Source organism: Chondrinema litorale (assembly GCF_026250525.1).
Lineage (GTDB): Bacteria > Bacteroidota > Bacteroidia > Cytophagales > Flammeovirgaceae > Chondrinema > Chondrinema litorale.
In genome coordinates this window covers 118345-144085 of the sequence record NZ_CP111051.1, presented here as the reverse complement: position 1 = coordinate 144085, position 25741 = coordinate 118345, and the positions used below count along the sequence as shown (strand labels likewise).

Annotated in this window: 15 protein-coding genes; 10 read left to right on the top strand and 5 right to left on the bottom strand. The window is 33.9% G+C overall.

All coding sequences use genetic code 11. The features are described 5' to 3' along the window. Positions 1-10: 10 nt before the first annotated feature. The 5 genes from OQ292_RS30900 to OQ292_RS30880 all read left to right on the top strand — a co-directional run bounded on the left by OQ292_RS30900 (position 11) and on the right by OQ292_RS30880 (position 11245). On the top strand, positions 11-3157 hold the full coding sequence (locus OQ292_RS30900; protein WP_431733795.1) for a SusC/RagA family TonB-linked outer membrane protein: 3147 nt from the start codon (positions 11-13) through the stop codon (positions 3155-3157). A gap of 29 nt (positions 3158-3186) precedes the next feature. Further along, positions 3187-4656, top strand: coding sequence for a SusD/RagB family nutrient-binding outer membrane lipoprotein (locus OQ292_RS30895; protein WP_284687983.1), 1470 nt, complete (start codon positions 3187-3189; stop codon positions 4654-4656). 154 nt (positions 4657-4810) lie between these two features. After that, complete coding sequence (locus OQ292_RS30890) at positions 4811-7318, top strand: phosphocholine-specific phospholipase C (RefSeq protein ID WP_284687982.1); 2508 nt, start codon at positions 4811-4813, stop codon at positions 7316-7318. 318 nt (positions 7319-7636) lie between these two features. Beyond that, complete coding sequence (galA, locus tag OQ292_RS30885) at positions 7637-10090, top strand: beta-galactosidase GalA (RefSeq protein WP_284687981.1); 2454 nt, start codon at positions 7637-7639, stop codon at positions 10088-10090. Between the two features lie 138 nt (positions 10091-10228). After that, positions 10229-11245: a glycoside hydrolase family 43 protein gene (locus OQ292_RS30880; protein ID WP_284687980.1), complete on the top strand. Its 1017-nt coding sequence runs from the start codon at positions 10229-10231 to the stop codon at positions 11243-11245. 60 nt (positions 11246-11305) lie between these two features. Here the strand turns inward: OQ292_RS30880 and OQ292_RS30875 are convergent, their stop codons facing one another. Both OQ292_RS30875 and OQ292_RS30870 read right to left on the bottom strand, forming a co-directional pair. Next, positions 11306-13258 (bottom strand): LruC domain-containing protein, encoded by a 1953-nt coding sequence (locus OQ292_RS30875; RefSeq protein ID WP_284687979.1) that lies wholly within the window; start codon positions 13256-13258, stop codon positions 11306-11308. A gap of 12 nt (positions 13259-13270) precedes the next feature. Continuing rightward, entirely contained in the window at positions 13271-14173 is a 903-nt protein-coding gene (locus OQ292_RS30870) for an IS1595 family transposase (protein WP_284687978.1), read from the bottom strand. Positions 14174-14972: 799 nt separating this feature from the next. On the opposite strand from OQ292_RS30870, the gene OQ292_RS30865 reads away from it, so the two are divergent. Genes OQ292_RS30865 through OQ292_RS30855 form a run of 3 tightly spaced genes read left to right on the top strand, consistent with a single transcriptional unit; the run spans position 14973 to position 18374 of the window. After that, complete coding sequence (locus OQ292_RS30865; protein WP_284687977.1) at positions 14973-15908, top strand: AAA family ATPase; 936 nt, start codon at positions 14973-14975, stop codon at positions 15906-15908. An 11-nt stretch (positions 15909-15919) separates the two neighbouring features. After that, positions 15920-16417 (top strand): hypothetical protein, encoded by a 498-nt coding sequence (locus OQ292_RS30860; RefSeq protein ID WP_284687976.1) that lies wholly within the window; start codon positions 15920-15922, stop codon positions 16415-16417. Then, positions 16404-18374 (top strand): hypothetical protein, encoded by a 1971-nt coding sequence (locus OQ292_RS30855; protein ID WP_284687975.1) that lies wholly within the window; start codon positions 16404-16406, stop codon positions 18372-18374. The genes OQ292_RS30860 and OQ292_RS30855 overlap by 14 nt, the downstream gene beginning before the upstream one ends. Before the next feature lie 158 nt (positions 18375-18532). Here OQ292_RS30855 and OQ292_RS30850 read toward each other — a convergent pair whose 3' ends face one another. The 3 genes from OQ292_RS30850 to OQ292_RS30840 are packed head-to-tail and all read right to left on the bottom strand — an operon-like array spanning position 18533 to position 21321. Further along, positions 18533-19504, bottom strand: coding sequence for an IS3 family transposase (locus OQ292_RS30850; RefSeq protein WP_284687974.1), 972 nt, complete (start codon positions 19502-19504; stop codon positions 18533-18535). Then, positions 19495-19935, bottom strand: coding sequence for a transposase (locus OQ292_RS30845; protein WP_284687973.1), 441 nt, complete (start codon positions 19933-19935; stop codon positions 19495-19497). Before OQ292_RS30845 ends, OQ292_RS30850 begins: the two co-directional genes overlap by 10 nt. Before the next feature lie 57 nt (positions 19936-19992). Beyond that, the gene (locus tag OQ292_RS30840) at positions 19993-21321 is read right to left on the bottom strand and encodes an IS110 family RNA-guided transposase (protein WP_284687465.1); all 1329 of its coding nucleotides are present in this window, start codon (positions 21319-21321) and stop codon (positions 19993-19995) included. Between the two features lie 472 nt (positions 21322-21793). On the opposite strand from OQ292_RS30840, the gene OQ292_RS30835 reads away from it, so the two are divergent. Further along, positions 21794-22882 carry a TlpA family protein disulfide reductase gene (locus OQ292_RS30835; RefSeq protein ID WP_284687972.1) on the top strand — a complete coding sequence of 363 codons (1089 nt, stop codon included), beginning with the start codon at positions 21794-21796 and terminating at the stop codon, positions 22880-22882. A gap of 909 nt (positions 22883-23791) precedes the next feature. Beyond that, positions 23792-25672: a beta-N-acetylhexosaminidase gene (locus tag OQ292_RS30830; protein WP_284687971.1), complete on the top strand. Its 1881-nt coding sequence runs from the start codon at positions 23792-23794 to the stop codon at positions 25670-25672. Positions 25673-25741 lie beyond the last annotated feature (69 nt).

The window sequence follows — 25741 nt, the reverse complement described above, 5'->3', positions numbered from 1 at the left end:
TTTTTAACCTATGAGACAGACTATTACAATTTTAACTGCCTTTTTACTGTGCTTACATATGGCTGTATTCGCTCAGACTAAGGTAACAGGCAAAGTAACAGATGCTTCTGGTGAGGGATTGCCAGGAGTAAACATCATCATCCAAGGTACTACAACAGGTAGTATAACAGATTTAGACGGTATATATGAGCTCGAAACTGCGAATGATGCTGTTTTGATATTCAGCTATATCGGATACACCGCTCAAGAAGTTCCTGTTAACGGAAGAACTTCAATTAACATTGAGTTAAAACTAGAAGATAAGAACCTAGACGAAGTTGTTGTAACCGCAATCGGTATTAAGCAACAGAAAAAGAAATTAGGTTACGCTACTCAAGAAGTAGACACAGATGTAATCGGAGAGGCTAGCACTATGAACCTTGGTAATGCGCTTTCTGGTAGAGTAGCTGGTTTAACAGTAAATAACCCAACTGGTATTTTTCAATCGCCATCATTTTCTTTAAGAGGTAAAACTCCACTTATCGTTTTAGATGGTGTTCCAGTAGAAACTAATTTTTACGATATCTCTCCTGAGGATATAGAAAGTATAAACGTATTGAAAGGTGGTGCAGCTTCTGCACTTTATGGTTCAAGAGGTAAAAATGGTGCAATTCTTATCACAAGAAAAAATGCTTCTAAAAAAGGACTTACTGTAAATGTTTCTACTAGTAACATGGTTACAGCAGGTTTTACTGTTTTCCCTGAAACACAAACTGAATACGGAAACGGTTCTAACGGACAGTACGAGTTCTGGGATGGCGCTGATGGTGGTATCTCAGATGGTGATATGATCTGGGGGCCTAAATTTGAAGAAGGTGTGCAAGTTGCTCAGTGGAATAGCCCAATTAGAAATAAGCAAACTGGAGAAGTAATCGAGTGGTATGGTAATGTAACAGGAACAGTTTACGATGATAAATCTCTTTACGAGAGAGTGCCAATCGACTGGGTAAGACATGATAACTTAGGCAATTTTCTTGGAACTGGTGTAGTTACTAAAAACGATTTTTCTGTAGCTTACCAAGGTGAAAAATCAAGATTTTATTTTTCAGGAAACTATGCTTACCAACAAGGTAGAGTGCCAAATACTTCTTTACACACTGGTGGATTAAACTTTAATTCTTCATTTGATTTAACTGAAAAGTTGCAATTAGATGCTACTTTGAGTTACAACAAAGTATACTCTCCAAACTACCCAAGATACGGATATGGCCCTAAAAACCACATGTATACAATCCTTATCTGGATGGGAGACGATGTAAACGGTCAAGATTTGAAAGACCATATGTATGTGCCGGGTTTAGAAGGTTACCGTCAGGCAAACTATAATTACGCGTGGTATAACAATGTTTATTTTGCAGCTTACGAGTTAAATCAGCAATTAAACAAAAATACATTAGATGGTAAACTGAAACTAAAATATCAGATTACTCCTGATTTGTATTTACAAGGTAGAGTTTCTGCTAGAGAGCAAAAAACTTTTGAAGATATGGAATCACCAAAATCTTATATGAACTATGGTGACTCAAGAAATGGTGATTATAAAATGTGGAATACAGATCAATTAAACTTCGATTCTGATATTTTAGCTGCTTATAATAAAAACATTACTGAAGAATTTGGCATAAATGTAAATGCTGGTGCATCTAATTTCTACAAGAGCTATAAGCAAGAATATGCTTCTACAGATGGATTAATCGTTCCGGGAATTTACAACTTAAGCAATAGCCAAGGTAACATTCTTGGTACTAACTTATTAAATGAAAAGTCTATTCGAAGTGTGTATGGAAGTGTTGGTTTTGAGTTCTTTAATTCAATTTTCTTAAACTTCTCTGCAAGAAACGACTGGGCTTCTACACTGCCAACCACTACAAATTCTTATTTCTATCCTTCTGCTTCTTTAAGTACAGTAGTATCAGAATTAATTCCTTTCCCTCAATTTGTAGATTACTTTAAGGTGTATGGTTCTTGGTCTCAGGTTTCTAGCGATTTAGATCCTTACGAAATCTATGCAGTTTATAACCAAGATATTACTTACGGCTCAACTCCTTCAGTGTACTATCCTTCTGGTTTGGTAAATGCTAACATTTTACCTGAGCAATCAACTACTACTGAGGTTGGTTTTAGTACTTCATTTGCACAAGGTAAACTTTCTTTAGAAGGTACTTACTACCACATACTAGACGAAAACCAAATTATTGACTTGAATGTATCAGACGCTTCTGGTTTCTCAACACGTAAGGTAAATGGCAATGAATATACTACTCATGGTTTCGAAGCTATGTTGAATTACAATCCGATTTCTACTGAGAAATTTAGCTGGGATATTGGTTTAAACTGGACTAAATCTGTACAGAAATTAACCAGCATTTACGGTGGAAACTCAACTTTCGATAACTTAAAAGTAGGCGACAGAGCTGATAGTTATTACGCTACAGTTTGGCAAAAAACTGCTGATGGAGAGTTAATTGTTGATGCAAACACAGGTTTACCAACAAGAGACCCTTATGTTAAAAATGTTGGTCACTTAAATCCATCTTGGAGACTTGGTTTACAAAACAGATTTAAGATTAAAGATTTTAAAATTGATATAGATGTAGACGGAGCTTGGAAAGGTTTAATCAATTCAATTACCATCGAAAAAATGTGGTGGGGTGGTAAGCATCCAAACTCTACAAAGTACAGAGATGCTGAATATGCTGCTGGTGAGCCAGTTTATGTGCCAAATGCGGTGGTAGTAACTGATGGTGAATTAGTAAGAGATGTGGATGGTAACGTAGTTTCTGATACCAGACAATATTCTCAAAATACTACTGCTGTTAGCTGGCAAACATGGAGTCAAAATTACCCATACAGAGCGGTAGTTATGGATTCTGATGACGAATTTTTTGCAAACACATTCGATCGTTCTTACTTCAAACTAAGAAGAGTTTCTGTTACTTATGATTTATTAAACATCATAAAATCTAACGGATTACAACATTTGAACCTGTCTGTTTATGGATACAATCTAGCGATCTGGAAGAAAATACCTTACCTAGATCCAGATTACGGTAACGATGATAACCTACAAGACCCATCTTCTAGATATGTAGGCTTTACACTTCAAGGTATCTTTTAATTACAGACCAGATTAAAAAAGACATTATAATGAAAAAGATTTTAAGCATATTAATGATATTTGTTGGGTTAGCATCTTGCCAAGATTTGGAAGAGATGAACATCAACCCAAACTCGCCAACAGAAACTCACCCACAACTTTTACTAACTAGTATAGAGTGGGATGCATTTCAGGCATATATTGGAACTTCTCCTCTTTATGCATTAAAAATGTTAGTGCAAACCGATGGTGAAAACTCTTACCAGTATTACAACTGGACAAGAGGCGATTACGATAATTATTCTACACTTCGTAATGTTACCAAGATGATAGAAGAAGCGGAGCGTATTGAAGATAACACTTATATTGCATTAGGTAAATTCTTCCGTTCTTACTACTTCTATAATTTAACTTTAACTTTTGGTGATGTTCCTTATACTGATGCCTTAAAAGGTGAAACTGATGAAAATTATTCGCCTTCTTACGACGATCAGCAAACAGTTTTCGAAGGTATTTTAGATGAATTAGTAGAAGCAAATGATTTACTAGCAGAAAGTAATTCCATTATTTCTGGAGATGTTATTTACGATGGTGATATTACTTCTTGGAGAAAATTGATCAATGCTTTCCGCTTAAAAGTTCTATTAACTTTATCTAAAAAAACGGGTGATATAGACCTTACAGAGTTTGCATCCATCTATCAGAATGAACCTTTGATGGAGAGCGTAGAAGAAAGCGGACAGTTGGTTTTCTTAGATCAGCAAAACAATAGATATCCTAATTTTAATAGCAGTGGATTTAGCTCTGGTATGTACATGGATTCTACTTTTATTCAGCGTTTGCAAGAGAGAGAAGATCCAAGATTATTTATCTATGCTACTCAAACTAAATCTGCAAAAGAAGCAGGTAAAGCTTTAGACGATTTTACTTCTTACGAAGGTGGCGACCCTGCTGCACAATACAACGATGTAAACTTAAAAGCGGCAGAAGGTAATGTATCTAGAGTAAATACTCGTTACTACCAAGACCCTGAAAATGAGCCATATATGTTGTTAGGTTATTCTGAGCAACAGTTAATTTTAGCAGAAGCAGCAGTAAGAGGTTGGATTAGCGCAGATGCTGAAGTATTGTATAATTCAGGTGTTAAATCATCATTCAAATTCTATGAAACTTATGCAGAAGATTATACTGCTTATGTAACTGAAACAGTAGCTGACGATTACTTGAGCAGATCAATAAACAGCTTTGCTAGTGCAGCAGACGACGATGCTAAAATTGAATTAATCATTATGCAGAAGTATTTGCAGTCTTTCCTTCAGTTAGGTTGGTCTACATTCTACGAACAACTTAGAACAGGCTACCCAACTTTAAGAAGACCAGCAGGTGTAGAAATTCCTTACAGATGGATTTACCCTCAATCGGAATACAACTATAACTCTGACAATGTAAGTGCGGCAATTAGCAAGCAATTTGGAGCAGGAAACGACCAGATCGATGAAATGACTTGGTGGTTGAAGTAAGACTTTTAACCGATGAAATAGTGGGGCATCAATGAGTAAAATTGAGATGTTCCACTATTTTTGTTTTTAAGAACTTTTTAATTCTTATCTTCTGATTATTACTAGCTTTAAGTTCCGAGAAATCAATTTTTAATATACCCGATACAAAAATTCTATGAATGATTCTTCCAGAAGGAGTTTTCTGAAAAAAGCCGCACTACTTACAGGGAGTGCCGGAGTTTGGAATACTCTGCCTATATCTATAGAAAAAGCATTAGCTATTGCACCAGATGCCGGTACCACTTTTTACGATGCTGAACATGTGGTAATGTTGATGCAAGAAAACCGATCTTTCGACCATTGCTTTGGTACTTTAAAAGGAGTGCGTGGTTTTAACGATCCAAGAGCTATTGCTTTACCAGACAAAAATCCGGTTTGGTTGCAGCCAGATAAAAATGGTAAACGTTATGTGCCATTCCGTTTAGATATTAGAAATACCAAAGCCAGTTGGATGGGCGATTTGCCACACTCTTGGGAAAACCAAGTAGATGCCAGAAACGAGGGCAAGTTTGACCAGTGGATTGAGGCAAAAAAATCTGGAAGAGAAGAGTTTAAAGATATGCCACTCACCATGGGTTATTACAACCGAGAAGATATACCTTTCTACTATGCCATGGCAGATGCTTTTACTGTTTGCGATCAGCATTTTTGTTCTTCACTCACAGGTACAACTACTAACAGGAATTATTTCTGGACAGGCAAAACCCACAACAAAGCAACAGACAAAGCCAAAGTAAGAAATGGTGAAATGGGTTACAGAGACGAAGTTGATTGGACTACCTTCCCTGAAAGATTAGAAGAAAATGGTGTTTCTTGGAGAGTTTACCAAAACGAAATTAGTTTACCTACAGACGTTGAAGATAGCTCTTTACTTGCCAACTTTACCGATAATAACCTAGAATGGTTCACCCAGTTTGGTGTTCGCTTTAGCCCGGGACATTATGAGTTCTTAAAGAAAAAGAAGAAAGAGCTCGCTAAAGAACTTAAACAACTTGATAAGACTGATGCAGAAGCTTTAGCAGAAAAGAAAAAGGAGCTTACCGAGATTACAGAATACATCAGCAAGTGGAATCCGGAAGAATTTAAGAAATTAAAAGAACACAACCAGACTCTACATCAAAAAGCTTTTACTACCAACATCGAAGATCCAGATTATCACAAGGTAGAGGAGATTGCTTATTCTGATAATGGAGAAGAGCGTGTAGCCAAAGTACCAAAAGGAGACATTCTACATCAGTTTAGAAAAGATGTAAATGATGGGAAATTACCAACTGTTTCTTGGGTAGTTGCACCACAAAAATTCTCAGATCACCCAAGTGCGCCTTGGTATGGTGCATGGTATGTGTCTGAGGTATTAGATATTTTAACACAAAACCCAGAAGTGTGGAAGAAAACCATCTTTATTGTAAACTACGATGAAAATGATGGCTATTTTGATCATGTTCCTCCATTTGTGGCGCCAGACCCTAACGATCCTGAAAATGGTAAAATGTCTGCTGATTTAGATGTAACTGGCGAATTTGTTACCAAAGAACAGGAATTAGAAGCAGGTTTTAGTGAAGAAGATGCAAGAACAAGTCCGGTTGGTTTGGGTTATAGAGTACCTCTAATTATTGCTTCGCCTTGGTCTCGTGGTGGTTGGGTAAATTCAGAAGTTTGCGACATTACTTCTACCATCAAGTTTATGGAGAAATTCATTTCTAAAAAGACTGGAAAAAATGTTGAAGAGCCAAATATAAGTACATGGAGACGTGCTGTAAGTGGCGATCTTACCTCTGCTTTTAGACCTTACAATGGTGAAAAAATTAACTATCCGGAGTGGGTTGATAGAAACGAGCATGTACAAGGAATTTATAATGCGAGCTTTAAAGATGTGCCTAAAAACTACAAAGCATTATCAGAAACAGAGGCTCACAATATAGCTTCACAAACAGAAAAGTCTGAGATATTACCAACTCAAGAGCCGGGTACAAAGCCTTCTAATGCATTAAAATATGAATTACATGCTGATGGTAAATTGAGTGATGATGGAAAAAAGTTTATCATCAATTTAAAAGCAAGCCAAGATATTTTTGGTAAAGAAGCTTTGGGAGCACCATTTAATGTATATGCACCAGGCAATTATAAGGATAAGAAAACGGGTAAATTTGTTCCGGTTAAAACATGGACTTTCGCTGTAAAATCTGGTGATACGCTTGAATACGAGTGGCCATTAGAAGACTTTGAAAATGGTGAATACCACTTAAGAGTTTATGGGCCGAATGGTTATTATAGAGAGTTTATGGGGAATGCTGAGGTCGCTAAACTAGAGGTTACTGTAGAGCCTATCAAGCAGAGAAACAAGTTCAACAATGAGTTGAAAATCACTGTAAAGAACCTGAGCAAATCTGATGAGGCGAAACTTCTTATTAAAGAAGATACTTACAAGAAACTCGATAAGGAGTTTACTTTAATTTCGGGAGCACAACAAAGTTTTGTGTTAGATGCCAATACTACTAGAGGTTGGTACGATTTCAAAATCCAATCACAAACAGATAAAAACTTTTTAGTTTACTATGCTGGTAGGCTAGAAACAGGAAAAGATAGCATTACAGACCCATTAATGGGAAATACTATTGGTTAAAAAAGGAAGCAGTTGGAGTTTAAACTTCAACTGCTTTTTACTCTTATCATCTCCTATATATTTCAATCTACTTCGTCTCTTACTGCAAATCATTTTTGTGAAAATTAAGCTGCATTCCTATTGCAAAACTATTCACAGCTATAAATCAAACCAGTTTGTGACAAAGCTCATATTTATCATCATTTTTTAAGATTAAATAATGATGATAAATTGAGTAAATGAATGCTGTTAATAGCTGATTTTTTTTATTTCTAGCAGTCAATTTATCGTCTCGAATTAATTAAGAAAATTGTAAATGCTTAGAGATGAAATAATGTGATGAAAGATTACAAAAAATTAACTCGCCTTTTAGTAAAAAGCTGTATGGCTTTGCTATTAGCTACTGTTGCTGTTTTCCCATTTGAAACTTTTGCTCAATCTGTCAGAAAGAAAATTAGTCTAGATGAAGATTGGCGATTCCATTATGGCCATGCGGCAGATGCTAACAAAGATTTTAATTACACTATTTCTAATATCTTTTCTAAAACTAAGAAAGCAGAAAATACGGCAATTGAGCCAAAGTTTGACGATAGCGAGTGGAGAAAATTGAATATACCGCACGATTGGGCAGTAGAATTGCCTTTCGAATACAAAGGTAATTTCGATGTAATGGCTCATGGTTATAAACCAGTAGGAGGTTTGTTTCCAGAAAATAGTGTTGGTTGGTACAGAAAAAGATTTACGATTTCGAGTTTAGATTCAGGGCAACATTTTACAGTGCAGTTCGATGGAATTTACAGAGATAGTGAAATCTGGTTAAATGGATTTTATTTGGGAAATAACAAAAGTGGTTATTTGGGAGTAAGCTACGATATTACAGATTACATTGATTTTGGTAAAGAAAATATATTGGTTGTACGTGTAGATGCTTCTCAATATGAAGGTTGGTTTTATGAAGGTGCAGGAATTTACAGACACGTTTGGCTCAATCAGTTTAATAATTTACACATAGCTCACGATGGTGTTTTTGTTTACACAAAAGTTTCTGAAAATGAGTCTATAATAAGTGTGGAAGTTTCAGTTGAGAATCAGAACTTAAAAAATGCAGAGGGAAGAGTTTATAATTATATTACTGATAGGGATGGGAAAAATCTAGCAGCATCCGCAGAAACATCTTTCGGCCTAGATGTTTTTGAAAGTCAAACCATCAAGCAAGAATTAAAAATAGATAAGCCTCATTTATGGTCACTTGATGATCCTTATTTGTATAGAATGGTGAGTGTTGTAAAATCTGGAGGAAAAGAGATTGATAGAATTATTACAAAGTTTGGCATTAGAACTATTGAAATTGATAGTGAAAAAGGACTCTTTTTAAATGGAAAACATGTAAAAATACAAGGAGTCAATTGTCATCAAGATCATGCAGGTGTGGGAAGTGCCTTGCCAGATTATTTACAATATTACAGATTAAAATTGCTGAAAGAATTTGGCGTAAATGCTTATAGAGCTAGCCATAATGCACCTACACCAGAATTACTAGACGCTTGTGACAGTTTGGGAATTCTTGTAATGGATGAGCAGAGGTTGCTCAATAGTAGTCCAGAGTACATGGATCAGTTTGAGCGATTATTGAAAAGAGATAGAAATCATCCATCTATTTTTATGTGGTCTATCGGTAATGAAGAAGGTTATGTGCAGAAAAACAATTTTGGCAAACGAATCGCCCAGACTATATTAGCTAAACAACAGGAATTAGACCCTACACGAACAAGCACTTATGCAGCTGATCTGGCTAATTTTTATCCCGGAATAAATGAGGTAATTCTAGTACGCGGCTTTAATTATCGGATTCATGGCATCGACGATTACCACAGAGATCACCCAGAGCAGCCGACGATAGGCACAGAAATGGGCAGTACTGTAACAACCAGAGGTATCTATACAACAGATTCAATTACTGGTTATGTGCCTGATCAAGATATTACATATCCTTGGTGGTCTTCTACGGCTGAGCACTGGTGGTCTATTGCAGCTACTCGCGATTGGTTTATGGGAGGTTTTATATGGACTGGATTCGATTATAGAGGAGAGCCGACACCTTTTGAATGGCCAAATATCAATTCTCATTTTGGTATTTTGGATATGTGTGGTTTTCCCAAAAATATATACTATTACTATCAATCTTGGTGGACAGATAAAGATGTGTTACATATCTCACCACATTGGAATTGGAAAGGAAAAGAAGGTGAACCAATAGATGTTTGGGTAAATAGCAATGCTGAAACAGTAGAATTATTTCTGAATGGCAAAAGCTTGGGCAAAAAAGACATGCCTCGTAATAGCCATCTTAAATGGCAAGTGCCTTACAAAGTTGGAAAGCTTAAAGCGGTAGCTGTGAAGAATGGTAAAAAGATCACCTCAATCGTAGAAACAACTGAAGCAGCTTATCAGATCAAGCTTACACCAGATAAAGAAACTATAATTGCAGATGGAAAAGATGCCACAGTGGTAAATGTAACTGTATTAGATAAGAAGGGTAGGGAAGTGCCAGATGCTAATAATCATATTAGCTTTTCAATAAGTGGTGATGCTCAAATTATTGGGGTAGGTAATGGAGACCCAAGTAGTCACGAAGCAGATAAATGTTTAGATGGGATCTATGCTAGAAACTTATTTAATGGAAAATGTCAGTTAATTGTGCAGTCAGGAAAAACAGCTAGTGATATTAAAATAACTGCAAAAGCAGGCGGTTTGGAAACTGCTGTTGTAAATATTAAGACATTGAGTAAATAGGTGTTGGGTATTTTTATAGAAAATGAGAACTATCTAATATCATATTTTGATAAAAACATCAAATAGTATTAAGTAAAGCCCATAATGAGTATATATTTACCCTTAATAAATAGAATATTGATTTAGAAAAATAAACTTATGCGAAAAATAATCTACTTGATGTTAACTGGGGCTTTTATATTCTTAACTACTTTTTGCAGTGAAAAGAGTGATGCTCCAAATGAACAAGTTGAACAAAGAAAAACAACACCTATAGATTCAATCAGATTGAGCGATCCTTTTATATTGGCTGATGCGAAATCTCAAACCTATTATATGACTGGAACAGGAGGGAAGCTATGGAAAAGTAAAGATTTAGCGAATTGGGAAGGGCCATTTGATGTAGCTAAGACGGATTCAACCTCATGGATGGGACCAAAACCAATGATCTGGGCTGCTGAACTGCACGAGTATCAAAATAAATATTATTACTTCGCGACTTTTACTAATAGAGCTGTAAAAATAGATACCGTTGCTGGTAATATAATTGAAAGAAGGGCAAGCCATGTTTTAGTGAGTGACAAACCAGATGGTCCATATGTACCCATGAAAGATTCTACCTATTTGTCAGCAGATAAGCCAACATTAGATGGTACATTTTGGATAGATAAGGATGATAAGCCTTATATGATTTACTGTTACGAATGGCTACAAAACTTAGATGGAACTATTGAGAAAATTGAGTTAAAAACTGATTTGAGTGGTTCAATAGATGAAGGGGAATTACTTTTTAGAGCGAGTGATTCGCCTTGGAGCAGAGAAAAAGATGAAGACGGAAATGATAAACCTAATAAAGTAACTGATGGACCATTTTTATTCCAGACTAAAACTGGCAAATTAGGTATGTTGTGGACAAGTTGGATTTATGATAAATATGTACAAGGTGTTGCTTACTCTGAAAGTGGTACTCTTGACGGACCTTGGATTCAAGAACCAGAACCAATTACACCAGATAATTTTGGACATGGCATGATGTTTAAATCTTTTGATGGAAAAAATTTAATGGCTTTACATAGCCATAAATCGATAAATGGTAGATTTCACAGAGTACCTCACTTATTCGAAGTAGATCTTTCAGGAGATAAACTAGTTGTTATTGAACCTTTTATACCTTAAATAGTAGATAGAAGAAAAAAGAAACCCTTGGAAAAATTCATTCTCCAAGGGTTTCTTTTTTTATTGGCAAATCTCATTATCATCTCGGTACTCAGTGACATCTATATACCAATTATTATAAGTAGAACCTCCAGATTCTGCCCAATCCTTAAATTTTAAATAACCTCTGTTTATATCTTTGCCTTCTTTCATTGCTTCAAAATCATAAACAACACTAATAGCCCATGGCAGATTTTTCTTTGTTTTATACCAGCGTTTGTTTGAAGAATTGCTATTGTCATCAGAACTTCCAAATAAATTTTTATTCATTTTTTTAGTAGGATTTTTACCAGATAAATGCACCTCTTTTTGTCTATCTCCATTGATAAAAATAAATGGATTGAAAGGAGCAGTTCCTAAAGTTTCTTCAATAATTGGTTCTGTAAAAGTGATCGTAACTTCTGTATCGTTTTGCTGGCTATTACTACATACCCAAGCTTCACCAACATTATAGGCATTATCAAATAAAATAAGTACAGCATTGTCTTGGTCGCTTTCTAACCCGTTTGCTGCTACATTTATTAAGCCTGCTTGCAAATTATTATTACCTGTTACCGATGCGACAACTTCAGGAGTAAATGGAAATTCTATTCCAAAACCATTGCGAAAATAGCCTCCGATAGTTTTAATTCGGGTTTTGATAATTAACTCTGCAACTTTATTATCTGCATTGTAAACAGCAGTAATTCTATAATTTACTACAAGGTCGTTAAAGTCGTAATCACCTTTGTCTGGCCACATATCTTCAAATGCCAAAGTTCCCCAACCGAACTGCCTTGGTGTATAGGTGTTAAATGCTTTATTTGCATCACTTGGATAATCGTCATTTACATCAATTATTCCATCATTATCAGTATCTGTTTGATCTAGTACTTGTTCTCCACAAGATGCAGAACCTAAATCAGTAATTTTATGGTCAAAAGTCTTTAGTACTGACCAAGTACCATCTTCTTTATCCATTTCAATAAGCTGCGAATTATCATCTACTGTTGCTAGAAATAATCTATCATTTTTATCTATGGCTAAAGATGTTGGCTGAAACGGTAAATTTTCGGCACTAATTCGCGTAGCTAATGCCACATTTCCATCAATATCTAGTTTATATAAACCTGATAATGTACACATATAAAGCTCTCCGTCTGTTGTAAAATCAAGATCACCATTTTCTGTATTGTCTAGACCTACTATTGCTATACTATTTGTAACTGTATTGTCTGTTGGATCAACTGTATACAATTGATCAAAATCTGAAATATATAGTAAGCCATTTGTATTGTTAAATCCCATGCGGGCATAATCTCCATCAAATGGATTTCCGTTACCTACAACATGAAATTTATCAGTATCAATCTCGTAATAGCGAAGTACCTTGCGAGTATTATAATATACAAGATTATTGTTTCTGTCTACTGCACAAGCATATGATCTGTTACCTGGTAGATGAGCAATAAAAGTCTCATCAAAATTATTGTTTTCGGTATTTATGCTATAAAAAATCTCATCTTCATTTACAGAATAAAGGTTTTCGGCACAGTTTGCTGTTGTTTCTAATGTGCCCTTACGTTGCATACTAACATTAGAATTAAATGTATATGATAAATGTGTACCAGTAATATCTAAGGTAGCAGCTTGCTTTTTTCCATTAAAAATCTTTTCTACACGAACATTATCAATTGCTCCTGATAAAGTAATGGTTTTAGTAAATTCTCCTTGTGCATTTAGACTCCCAGATGCTATCAAGCTTTTTTGTTTGGTATCATCCAGTATGTACACATTTATGCGACTATTTCCAGTAAAATCATTGTCTTTAATTTGGAGTGTTACACTTTGCCCATTGTTAAAGTCAAAGTTTTCTGGAATATTCAATTCTTCCATCTGTTGGCTTGATAAATCATCTTTTTCAATTTCCGGTCTGTATTCACAAGCACTTAATGTGATAGAAAGTAATAGAATGGTTAGTTTAATTAATTTCATAGGGTTACCCATCTAAGTCGCAGCACAAATAATTTGACTGTAAGTTTTAGGTTTAGCTTCTACCATTCTTTCAAGTAATTTATCCAGAATGGTTTCTCTAAAATTCCTTCGGTTAAATCTAAAGAAATATTCGTTTAGATAATCATTCAACAACTTTTTATCACAATAAGAATGAGTACCTCTCAACCAATTTTTCAAATTCCTAATTTGCAAGTGTAACATGGTGAAGTTTTCCCCTTTGTTTGATAACTGTGAGCGCATGTTTTTGTATAACTTTTTGATAGGTTTATAGCCACTCCAACCATCTGTAACTATGGCTGCTTTTTTACTTATATGGTCTTTGAATATAGGATTTAAGCTCTTAGCACTAAAGTCTTTTATGGGTTGAGCATACCCCCTTCCTGCAATGCCTTCTCTATATTCAATGGCAATCACTACTCTTACTTTTTTGTCTGAATGGCTGCGACCTTGCTCTCCTTCTTGGGGAGTGCCTATTTCAAACTCATCTACATGCACCTGATCTACTAAGGGAAACTTTTTGCTACTGCTCATAGCCTGTTGCACCTTACGTCTAAATAACCAGGCTGTCGTTTGTCTTACACCAAAACGCTGGGCTAAATGAATACTATTTGCTCCTTTTTTATTGGTGACTATCTCGTAAACCATGGCAAAGGCTGTGTCTATACCAAATTTTAACTTATGGAATAGAGTATGAGCTGTGGCAGATTCATCATAACCACAAGCTGTGCATCGTTTACTAAAATCTTGTTTGCCTTTACAAAAAGTAGTATGCCTACATTTTCGACAATGGTATCCATCACTCCATTTCTGATCATGTAAATACGCTAAACACTGTTCTTTTGTCCCAAACCTGCTTTTAAATGCTTTTTCTGTTAATCCTTTATCTATTTTCATCTTATATATGCTTATTTTAAGCTAAGATAATCCTGTAGATCGTATGGGTTTTACACACTGAGATTTAAATGGGTAACCCTATTAATTTCATCTGTTTGTTCTGTTAGACTCTAAATATTTAGTTGATTCTTGGCGATGTCACAACATTTGTTTATTGAACTAAGCCAAGATTGGATTTTCACAGATGAGTATGCAAATTCTATGGAAGAATATATCTTATAGAGTTAGTCATAAAATTAAGAACTTGTGAGAGTATATATTTGAGTCAAACTTTAAAAAATTCTAAAATTCTTACAATTGGGGAAAGTTAGAAAAAAGTGTAAAAGTATAACTTTTCTAAGTTTGGCTAGTATGATTTGGAGCTTTTGTAAACTAGCTATTGATATTCACTTCTAAAATCTGTTAATGAAATTAAAGCAACGTGAAAAAGATGATATAAAATCAATTTGAATTGATTCTGATAAAAAAGTAGATAAATATTTTGTGGACTAATCGATATTGTCTTGATATAGGACAGTTTCTAAAAAGTAGAAATTTTCATTTAAGAGATGAATTTATCTTTTTCCAAAAGGATATTAACATTGAATAATTATATTTTAGGTCAATACTATATGAGTTACAAACAGAATTCTTACTTATAAATTAGGGACTTTTTTAGATTTTTGAATCTTTTAAAATATCTAATTGAGGATATAATTTTTTATAAAATCTATAAAAAATTATATTACCCTTAATAAAGATGATTATCTTTTGTTTAAAGGGAAATAATAATCTAGTGTAACTAATAAATATAATTAGAATGCAGAGTCAACTCCATATTTATGATGATGGTGAAGTGGTAAACATGCCAGATTTCTATGAAAGCAATTTATTGAATGACCCATCTCTATATAAAGCAGGAAAAGAACTTAAAGATGCAGTAAATATAGCAATGCTATTAGGAAAACCTCTACTAGTTACTGGGGAACCAGGTACTGGAAAAACTCAACTTGCACATAGTGTTGCTTACAAGTTTGGGATGGACTCACCTCTAATTTTTAATACTAGATCAACTTCTACAGCCACTGATCTTTTTTATGTATATGATGCGATAAAGCATTTACAATATGCTCAAAATCAACATAATGAAGTATTGAATGATGATGAAATTGAGCGAAAATTTATTCATTATCAGGCCTTAGGAAAGGCAATTCAATCTGGTAAAAGGCAAGTTGTTTTAATAGATGAGGTAGATAAAGCTCCTAGAGATTTATCTAATGATATTTTGAATGTGCTTGAAGATATGGAATTTACTGTACCGGAAGTTCATAAGCTATATAAAACTGAAAAGGCTAAAAGACCTGTAATTATTTTCACAAGTAATTCAGAAAAGAATTTGCCTGATGCATTTTTACGGAGATGCATTTATATTCATTTGAAATTTCCATCTGAAGACAATCTTTTAGAAATAGTTAGCAGTAAAATAGAAAATCACTTTTACAGTAAGCAGGAATTGCAAGATTATGTGATACCTCATTTTATGGTAATTAGAGATACACTCAAAAAGAAAAAGCCAAGTACATCGGAATTTCTACATTGGGTAACAGTTCTTGAAAATATTCGATTTAGCGCAAGAAATTTGACTGTTTTCAAAAACCTATCAAACGATGAAAAGCAAAAGCTTTATATGACTTATTGTGTACTTGCAAAGAATGAAGAAGATGTAAATATTATTAGGGAGTTTATAGAAATTTAATTCAAATCTGGATGAAGACTTATCAATATTTAAGATTGAAAGAATTAATAAGTTTATTAAGGGCCAATCATTTTCAAATATCTATATCAACATATCTGGATATAAAAACAATCTTAGAATATTATGATAATAGTAAGTCTCCAGAAGATATAAAAACTTTATTATGCCCTTTGATAGCAAAAAATCCACAAGAGCAAGAACAGTTTTATAAAATATTTAATGATTGCTTTAAAGAAAGGGAAACAATTATAAAAGCATCTGCATTTGATGATGTTGAAATTGATCAAACAACTAACCAACTTGTATCTTCAACTAAGTTACTAAGTGCTGTTGCTGTTGTACTTATACTTTTAATTTCTGGTATTTTTTGGCTGAAAAAAGATTACTGGCAACAAGATGTTTTATTCAAAAAATCTGATAAACAGAACTCGGAAATTCGATTTCTGAAACAAAAAACTATTCCTGAATTGGATATCAAAAGACAGGTTAAATCTTATGAAATCGAATAGACTTTTATTTTGGCTTTTTGTAATTCTTGTATTTTCATTAGTAAACTCAGTCAGTGTTGCTAATCCCCAAGCAAATGTTTTCGAATATGAAATACTTGAACCCAGTAATATCGAGACATATAAAGTTAAACAGGTTTGGTGGCAAGAGCATAAAATACTCGTAAAATGGTGGTTGTCTTCTTGTATTATTATTGTCTACATTTTAGTTGAATGGTTTTATTTCAAAAAAAACAGAGTAATCATAGAACTAAATAAGCAAAGTGATTTAGAACCATTTAGGTGGAATATTAATATACCCTCATCATATGCAATTCTACATTCAGATAACTTTGGAGTTTTACCAGACAAGTTGCAAAATAGGAGGGTTAATAATAAAAAAGGAATAGATGTTAAAAGCACCGTAATTGCGACAGCAAAATCTGCTGGTTTAATGGATTTAAAATTTAAATCTACAGAGAAGCCTGCATATTATCTTATTTTGATAGATCAACAATCAAGGAAAAACCATCAATGGGCACTTTTTGAATTTATTAGCAGTGAGCTAATTAAACAAGATTTACGAGTTAAGAAATTTTATTTTAATAAGCGACTTTCATCATGTTGGGAAGAGTCAAGTCTACAGAAATATACATTGAAAGATTTGCAGTCTCATTATATTGATCATAGACTAATTGTATTTGCAGATGCTGATAATTTTAGTGCAGTAGATAAAGAATCAATTAATGAGCTTAATCTTTTAAAGCAATGGGATGAAGCTACATTCATGACCGCTAAAGATTCTCTTCTTTGGGGCGAAAATGAAAAATTTATTGAATCTTTCATGCCAGTACTTCCTGCAAATTTAAATGGAATTGAATTATTAACAGAAAGATATGAGACACTCGATGTGAGTTTATTATATAATAATAGCAAAAACAAAGAATCTTGGATTATAGATTTAAAAGAAGAACCTGAGCTTGTAATCGCAAATCTTCAGTATTATTTATTGCCACATGTTAATCAAACTTTATCAACAGAAAAGGCGAATTTGCTAACATGGATTGCAGCTTGTTGTATTTTTCCTCAGGTATATTGGGATTTAACATTTCTTATTGGGAATAAGCTATCTACTCCAGATAACAATCTACTAACCATTGAAAATATTAGCCGATTAACAAAATTATCTTGGTTTCAAGAAGGTAGAATTCCTGAAAAGTACAGAGAATGTTTATTAAACAATAGTGAAATAATTACTGACAAGCAAAAACAAATGATAGCAGATACTATTGCTCATTTGTTAGAAGATAACATGAAAAATCTTTCGAATCAAAGTGTTTTTCATTCACATAAAATGCAATTATTAATTTGTCAAATTATTGGTAACAGTTCAGAAAGTACTAAAAAGACCAAGATAAAGGAGTTAAAATCTATTTTCCCATTTGCATTACAAAAAGATTTTCTAGTTTATTCAATTCTAAAAGATGGTAAAAAATTTTTATTGGAAATTATAATTCCAGATAAGTGGCATAAAACTTTTTTTAATGATCAATTCTCTTTTACAGGATTTAAATTCACCTATAGGTTACTAATTGCCTGTCTTCTTTTAATTTTTCCATTAAGTCTTAAAATGGATAGAATCATTTGTGCTAATCCTATAAAATATGATGATTCTTATTATTGTATCATTGATAATTATCAAATGGCAAAACTACTTAACCTTGCAGCGGTTGAAAGTTATGAGCCAAACTCCTTAGAAATTGAATATACACTAGAGGTATTAGATTCTGCCATGCAAACTATTAGTGGTTTTAATATTGGAATGGAAAACAAAGTAAAAGTTTTTTACAATATTACAATTTTTCATTTACAAAATGGGAATAAAGAAAAGGCTCGAATAACATTTGAAAAATTAAAATCTTTACCTAGAAATTTTGTCATTAGCAATGAAAAGATGATTAAACTAAAAGAGGCTTTATAGGCTTTTGAAATGTTTCTTTTTAAGGTTATCAAATCACAAAATGTATGTTCCTGAAATCCAGCGATTAGCTTTGTATGCTCCGGAAATAGCCTTACGGAATTCCACACTTTTTTAGTGTATAATTGTTGATTTTGCTATTATGTGACTTTGTATTATTCTTAGAATCCTTTCACGCCATTAAATTCGTAGTAGTCTTCTAGATTGATTTCCTTTTTCCTGCTTTTTCGATTTTTCCAATCGGGAGCTTTCCACCGTTTATGAATCTTACCCTCCAAGCAATGAGCTTGGGCAGGGGTGAGGTAATCCACACTGGCATGAGGCCTCATATTATTATAGGCCTCAATATTCTTTTCCATAGTTTCTGAAGCTGCTGCAGTAGATAAAAAACCTTTGGGTTTACCATATAAGAACTCCGTTTTCAATGTCCTGTGCATTCTCTCAGCAATCCCGTTGTCTCTTGGATCTCCAGTTTGAACCATACTAATTTCAATCTTATTTTTCTTCAAAAGCTTTGTATAATCATTGGAACAATATTGACTACCTCTGTCAGAATGATGCATTAAATCCATTTTCTTATCATTTTTTCGCTGTTTTAATGCCATTTGTAAAGCTTTCATTGGTCCTTCAGCTTCTAGACTATCTTCCATTGCCCAGCCGACTACTTTTCTAGAGTAAGCATCAGTAACCAAACTTAGATATGAGTAATTCCCTTTAACTGGGACGTACGTAATATCTGATACCCATAATCTCTCTGGTCTAGTAACTTCTAAACTTCTGCGTTTATCATTGTATTTCCTGTAATGATGATTGGAGTTAGTAGTTCTGATGCCATCTCTTTTTTTTATCAGCAAATTTCTTTCTCTGAGAAGCTCATGGAGCTTGTCTCTGCCCATTTTAATCCCTTCAGTTTCCAGCCAATCCTTCATCAAAAAATGCAGTTTTGAAGTACCAATACCTGGTAATACTTCTCTGAGTGAACTTACTTTTTTGATGACTTTATCTGCTATTTCTTGATAAGCTTTCTCACGTCGTACAGCCTCATAATAACTTTGCCGATGTCGATCATAAAAACTACAGATTAAGGTCAAACTCAACAATGGAAACACAAGACGCATCTTGTCTACCGCCAAGGCCCAGACTTTTTTGCAGCTGCAAGCTTTATTATGATGTCAAATCTTTCTTCAGCGATTTCAATTAAAATATCCAATGCCTTATGCTTCATTTTAGCATAATTCAGCTCTTTCTCTTTTTGTTGGAGTGCTTTTTTGAGGGCTGCAATTTCAGCATCTTTATCCTTGTAGTCTGGATCATCCATTTGGCATTGACTGTTTTTGAGTTGGTTTTGTTCTCTTCGTTTTTCTGATCTTAACCACTGCCTAAACAAGTTTACCGATATACCATATCTTTTGCAAAGAATTTCTGCAGTAAAATACCCTGTGTTATAGTATTCGATAATCTCCTGACGCTGTGCTAGCGCAAAACTTCGTTTCGTTGGGACGACCTCTGTCGAGTCGACCCTCGTTTTCGTTGTTGTTTTTTGTAATTTTTCTTTGTTTTTCATGGGCTTACAGCTTTGTGTAAGGCCAATTCCATACAACTCTTCCACTTTCCTTGCCTCCTAAGTGAAAATAGCTCCCTTTTCGGCATCAGTAAGGTTCAATGCTGCCACTTTTTTCCTGACTGCTATGATCTTTTTCAGCCTTTCCCTTTCCTCATTCGCATGGAGTCCTGGATTGAAGTCCTCTTTATAGAGAAGCATCCTATAAATAATTACAGCTAATTTTCTGGCAGTAGCAGTAATAGCTGCACCTCTACCTTTTTTGTAAGCGATTCTAGAAAAAAACTTTTTAAGTGGGTGAGTTTTAGTATTTCCAATTGCATTAGCAGCTCTTCTAAGTGAAATGCTCAACTGATTTTTCCCTTTTTGAGTCCTACTACTTAATATTTTGCCACCACTTATTTTATTATTAGGAGCTAACCTTAGCCAACTCACAAAGTGTTTAGAGGTAGGAAATTTATTAATTCCACTTCCCAATGTGCTCAAAACTGTTAATACTGTCCCATTTCGAACCCCTCCAATTTGATATAGATCTATGCCAAGTATCTGATAGGCCAGTGAACGTAAATCAAATTTTGGATCATTTTTACTTAGCTGTTTCATTCCAACATCTGGAAGTTTTACTTTTTTAATAATATTAAGCCCCTTTTTTAGTGTATTTTCTACGCAAATATCTAGGTCTCGAATTCTGTCTTGGTAATATTGATAAGTTTGCCAACAGTCTTTAATAACATATAGTAGGTCGTCTTTCCATTCCCCATCTAAAGATTTAGCAATTTCTTCTTTACTTTTTTTGACCCTTACATCTGCTAGTTCTGAAAGTGTTTTGGGATTTCTCTCTCCTAAAAGAATAGCATTAAGGATAGCAGAACCAGTTTTACCTGTAATATCATTGATAGCAACATCTAACCTAATATTCATTAAGCGAAGATTCTTCTGTATTCTATTTATATACTTGGAGCTTTGTTCTATTAATTTCTGTCTATATAAACAATAGGTATGCAATTCTCGAGTATGTTCATCAGGTAAATAACTACCTCTTAAAAGCCCCAGACTGTGTAGTTTTTGAATCCAAATACAATCTAACATATCTGTCTTTTTACCTTTCACATTTTTTACATCCCTGCCATTAACCAGTATTACCTCAAATTCTGCCAATTGTAATGCACTAAATAATGTTTGCCAATAACTACCTGTACTTTCCATGGCTACCGTAGTAATCTTAGCTTTCTTTAACCACTCAATCATTGCATTATGATCTTTGGTATATACACCAAATTCTCTAACATCTTCTTTTGTTTGACCAATACTTACAAAATGACTTCTAGAACCTACATCAATACCGGCTGCAAGGGGATTAACTACCTCCATTGTGATTTTCTTTTTCATAATTTTACATTTTAAACTTTAAAAAAGCTTTTGGGGGAGGTATCTTAAAGTTTGATGAATCATTCCATACGGGGTCACTTAGTGTGCCACCAATTAAATCAACAATCGTCCCTGAGGACTTTATACTTCCCAGCCAGATTTCAGGAAGGGTGCGGCCTGCAGGGCTTAATAAGCACCATTTGGCCTTAGGGCTTCTTCCAAAAGCTAACTGCCAGAAAGGTACAAGTTGTTTGTGTTAATCAATAAGCTTGCTTAAGCTAATCGCTGGATTTCAGGAGATTTCACAAAAATACTCATAAATATAATTATGTTAACTATAGAAAACTATCTATATTAAAAACCCACACTGATACCTCCTTTTAGTTAAAAAACTGCATTACCTAATTAGAGTTAATCTTGTACTCTGTATCTAAAATTCAAGAAATTAAGCTCAATACTAACAATCTGACAGATACTATAAACTATTTAGAAAATGAAAACCTCAATTTTGACAAGCCTGTTGATTCTCTTATCATTAGCTGCTCATTCTAGTCCAATTCTTACGATTGAATTTGATGATATAAAATCAGGGAATATATTTCTCATTAATGTGCAGAAAGAGTTGGCTGATACTTTGTCTATTAAGAATGGTAAAGTTACATATGAAGCCAAGATAGCTGCCCCAACTTTTTTTTATTTGATAGTCGATGGATATAATAATACACGCCCACTAGAACTAGTACTTTCCAGCCAGTTGACAGAAATGAACTTTGAAAGTTACAAAGTAGTGGGTGAAAATACTGTAGATGAGGCTTATCCGAATAATCCTATTTTTATTTCAGACCCGAATAATAACATCGCATTTTTTGAATTTTTATCCAGTTGGAAAAGCTTTTACAACACGATTCAGGCGCTATCTGAAAATAACTCAGAAGAACAATTAGAAAAAAGAAAGAACACCTATCATACATTTCTATCAGACAATAAACAAATTATTGAGAAAAATAGCGATAAATATGTGTCTGCTAATATTATTGATTTTTTGCTCAGTAATAACCTACTTCAATTTGAAACTTTGCAAACGTATTATGATTTACTGAGTACTAAAGTAAAAGAATCTTATTTGGGTTTTAAGATTGGTGAAAAATCAGGTAAAGCTGGTTACTTTCAACCTGGTAAACCAGCTCCAGAAATAACACTCGTAGATATGCAAGGCAAAAAATATAACCTCCAAAGTTTGAAGGGTAAAAGTGTACTACTTCATTTTTGGTCATCATCTTGTGCACCTTGCATCAAAGAAGCCCCAGACTTACTAAAGCTCCAACAGGGAAATACTGAAAACCTAGTTGTAATAAATTTCTCACTTGACACGGATGACTCCAAATGGAAAAAAGGCATTGAAAGAGCTGGTATTGAAGAAATGATCAATGTATGTGATTTGCAAGCATATAACAGTGTTACTGCTAAAAGTTTTGATGTAACCTTTATACCTGTTTACTACTTAATTGATGCTAATGGTAATATTTCTTTAAAAGGTACGCTCCGTCAAATTACAGAAAAAATCAAGGAAAATATGCCATAATAATTACGAATTCAGGTGGGTTATGGAACACATAAAACCAAAACAACCTTAGTGGTTATACTTTTCAATAAAGTTTAAAAAATATGTAAGTTAACATTTCACCTTCCTTAATTGCCGCCCAATTTTGCTGTAAGGTATTCTTAGCTTAAGAATTCAATCTTTTCACTAAATAATTATTATATCGGCACTGCTTCTAGTATTAGCGATTATACAGGCACAAGTAATACAGCTAAATTCCAAATAGCAGATTACCAGATCGACGAATGAAAATTCCTTTCAGCTTTCGCTACCATTATTACCTAAATGAAATGCCGGTTGTTAAATCTTACTATCGATTCTACTTCGACAATTAGGATGTTATTTCTCATACACTCAATTTAGAATTGCCAATTAAATTAGGAAGCTATGTTACTTTTATCCTAATTATAGGTTTTCTACACAAACTGCAGCCAAGTACTTTACTCCTTACAAAGAGTATCTATCTACTGAATAATATCACACTCAGATTACGACCTTTCTGCTTTTTATGCAAATCAGTATGGGTTGGGTATAAAATATACAGACATCCTCACATAAAGCCATATTGGTAGTTTAGACTTAAAAAACATTAGTTGAAACTATAATTCCTATTTAAGAAGTACAGTATTAAAAGCGAATATTGTCACTTTGGAAGCAAAGTTTATAATTGATAAGCCGATTTCTAAGTAATATTAAACATATTCTAAGGAGAGAGTAAAATTATTTCCATCCTATTTTTTCAGGTTGCAAATATCACTACTCATACATTTTAACTTTTAAACAATTTAAATCCTGAAGATTTACACTTAAATTTAAGTTGCAAAAAATTAAGAGATGGAAAAAAGTCTATCTTACAACCGTACAAACAAATTTAAATAGCTATTAACTAATATGAGAAACCTATTATTATCAATTATGCTTTGCCTTGTAGCTCAAACTATTATGGCGCAGCACTCAATAATACCTGAACCGGTAAATTACAATGGAAATGGTGAAACGCTAACTATTAAAGAAAACCTCGCTTTTAATATTCTTACTAAAGATAAAGAAGCGATTGAGTATACAAATCAATTTATAGCATTTGTAGAAGATTTTGGAATAAAAACTACCAAAGAAAAGTCGAGCGATGCACCTGCTATTTCAATCAATCTTAATAAGAAAAAAAATACTGAATTAGGTACCGAAGGATATACATTAAAAGTTACTGCAAGCGAAATAAGCTTAACTGCTAATGAAGCGGCTGGTATATTCAATGGTTTTCAAACATTAAAACAATTGTTACCTGCAACGCCAAAAGTAGCTCCATCTGATGGATTAAAAATAGCAGGTTGTACCATTACAGATTATCCAAGATTTAAATGGAGAGGTTTAATGCTTGATGTAAGCCGCCATTTTTTTACAGTAGATGAAGTTAAAGAATACATCGATAAAATGGCAGAGTATAAATTCAATGTTTTCCACTGGCATTTAACCGATGACAATGGATGGAGAATTGAAATAAAATCTTTGCCTAAGTTAACAGAAATCGGTGCATGGAGAGTTGAGAGATACGGTAGATTTGGAGAAAACAGACCGACTCCACAAGAAGATGAAGCCACTCCATATGGTGGATTCTACACACAAGAACATATTAAAGATGTAATCCAATATGCTGCTAATAAAAACATTACAATTGTACCTGAAATAGATGTTCCAGGACATAGCATGGCAGCATTGGCAGCTTATCCAGAGTTATCTTCTGATAAAAAACCAAAATATGTGAGCCCAGGAGATAAATTTTCTGAGTGGTATGGAGATGGTACTTTTAAGATGTTGGTTGAAAATGCATTGAATCCATCAGACGAAAAAGTATATGAGTTTTTAGACAAAGTATTTACAGAAGTAGCAGAGCTATTTCCGGGTGAATATATCCACATGGGTGGCGACGAATGCTATCATGGCTATTGGGAAGAAAATTCTGAAGTAAGAGCGTTTATGGAGAAAAACAACATTGCTGATGGCGAAGAGTTACAAAGCTATTTTGTGAGCAGAGTTGAGAAAATAATTACAAGTAAGGGTAAAAAAGTAATTGGCTGGGACGAAATACTTGCTGGAGAATTAGCTAAAAATACAGCAGTAATGAGCTGGCAAGGAATGAAAGGTGGAATAAAAGCGGCAAAAATGGAACATCCGGTAGTAATGTCTCCAACTACTTTTGCTTATTTAGATTACTCTCAGGGAGACCACAATGTAGAAAACTGGATTTATGCAAAGCTCAGTCTAGAAAAAACATATACGTTTGAACCCGTTCCAGAAGGTGTAGATGCCAAATATATTTTAGGCGGACAAGGTAACTTATGGACAGAGGTTATACCAACCATGCCATTTGCTTTATATATGACCTACCCAAGAGCACTTTCATTATCAGAAACTTTATGGAGCCCTAAAGCAAAGAAAAACTGGGATTCATTCATCAAGAAGACAGAAGTGCACTTCGATAGATTTGATGCAACTGGTACTAATATTAGTAAAGCGGTGTATGAGCCACAAGTAAAAATCTATGAAAAAGACGGAAAGATGTTTTGCGAGCTTTCCAATTCTATACCTAACAGTAAAATCTACTACACAATAGATAACACCTACCCTGTTAATTTTGGAAATGAGTATACAGTAGCTTTTGAAATTCCGAATGGAGAATTGAATTTAAGAACACAAACATTTAGAGATAACAAAGCACTTGGCAGAGAAATCATTATCTCTAGAGAAGAGTTAAGAGCTCGAATCAAGAAATAAATTTCATAAATAAACCTATCCTAATTAACGGGATAGGTTTTCTTTTTTTACTCTATTAGTCTCAACTTG

Coding starts and splice junctions, on each gene's coding strand:
- OQ292_RS30890 (WP_284687982.1), top strand. CDS start 4,811: ATGAATGATTCTTCCAGAAGGAGTTTTCTGAAAAAAGCCGCACTACTT.
- OQ292_RS30845 (WP_284687973.1), bottom strand. CDS start 19,935: ATGAAAAACAAAGAAAAATTACAAAAAACAACAACGAAAACGAGGGTC.
- OQ292_RS30840 (WP_284687465.1), bottom strand. CDS start 21,321: ATGAAAAAGAAAATCACAATGGAGGTAGTTAATCCCCTTGCAGCCGGT.
- OQ292_RS30830 (WP_284687971.1), top strand. CDS start 23,792: ATGAGAAACCTATTATTATCAATTATGCTTTGCCTTGTAGCTCAAACT.
- OQ292_RS30865 (WP_284687977.1), top strand. CDS start 14,973: ATGCAGAGTCAACTCCATATTTATGATGATGGTGAAGTGGTAAACATG.
- OQ292_RS30895 (WP_284687983.1), top strand. CDS start 3,187: ATGAAAAAGATTTTAAGCATATTAATGATATTTGTTGGGTTAGCATCT.
- OQ292_RS30855 (WP_284687975.1), top strand. CDS start 16,404: ATGAAATCGAATAGACTTTTATTTTGGCTTTTTGTAATTCTTGTATTT.
- OQ292_RS30835 (WP_284687972.1), top strand. CDS start 21,794: ATGAAAACCTCAATTTTGACAAGCCTGTTGATTCTCTTATCATTAGCT.
- OQ292_RS30870 (WP_284687978.1), bottom strand. CDS start 14,173: ATGAAAATAGATAAAGGATTAACAGAAAAAGCATTTAAAAGCAGGTTT.
- OQ292_RS30900 (WP_431733795.1), top strand. CDS start 11: ATGAGACAGACTATTACAATTTTAACTGCCTTTTTACTGTGCTTACAT.
- OQ292_RS30860 (WP_284687976.1), top strand. CDS start 15,920: ATGAAGACTTATCAATATTTAAGATTGAAAGAATTAATAAGTTTATTA.
- galA (WP_284687981.1), top strand. CDS start 7,637: ATGAAAGATTACAAAAAATTAACTCGCCTTTTAGTAAAAAGCTGTATG.
- OQ292_RS30875 (WP_284687979.1), bottom strand. CDS start 13,258: ATGAAATTAATTAAACTAACCATTCTATTACTTTCTATCACATTAAGT.
- OQ292_RS30880 (WP_284687980.1), top strand. CDS start 10,229: ATGCGAAAAATAATCTACTTGATGTTAACTGGGGCTTTTATATTCTTA.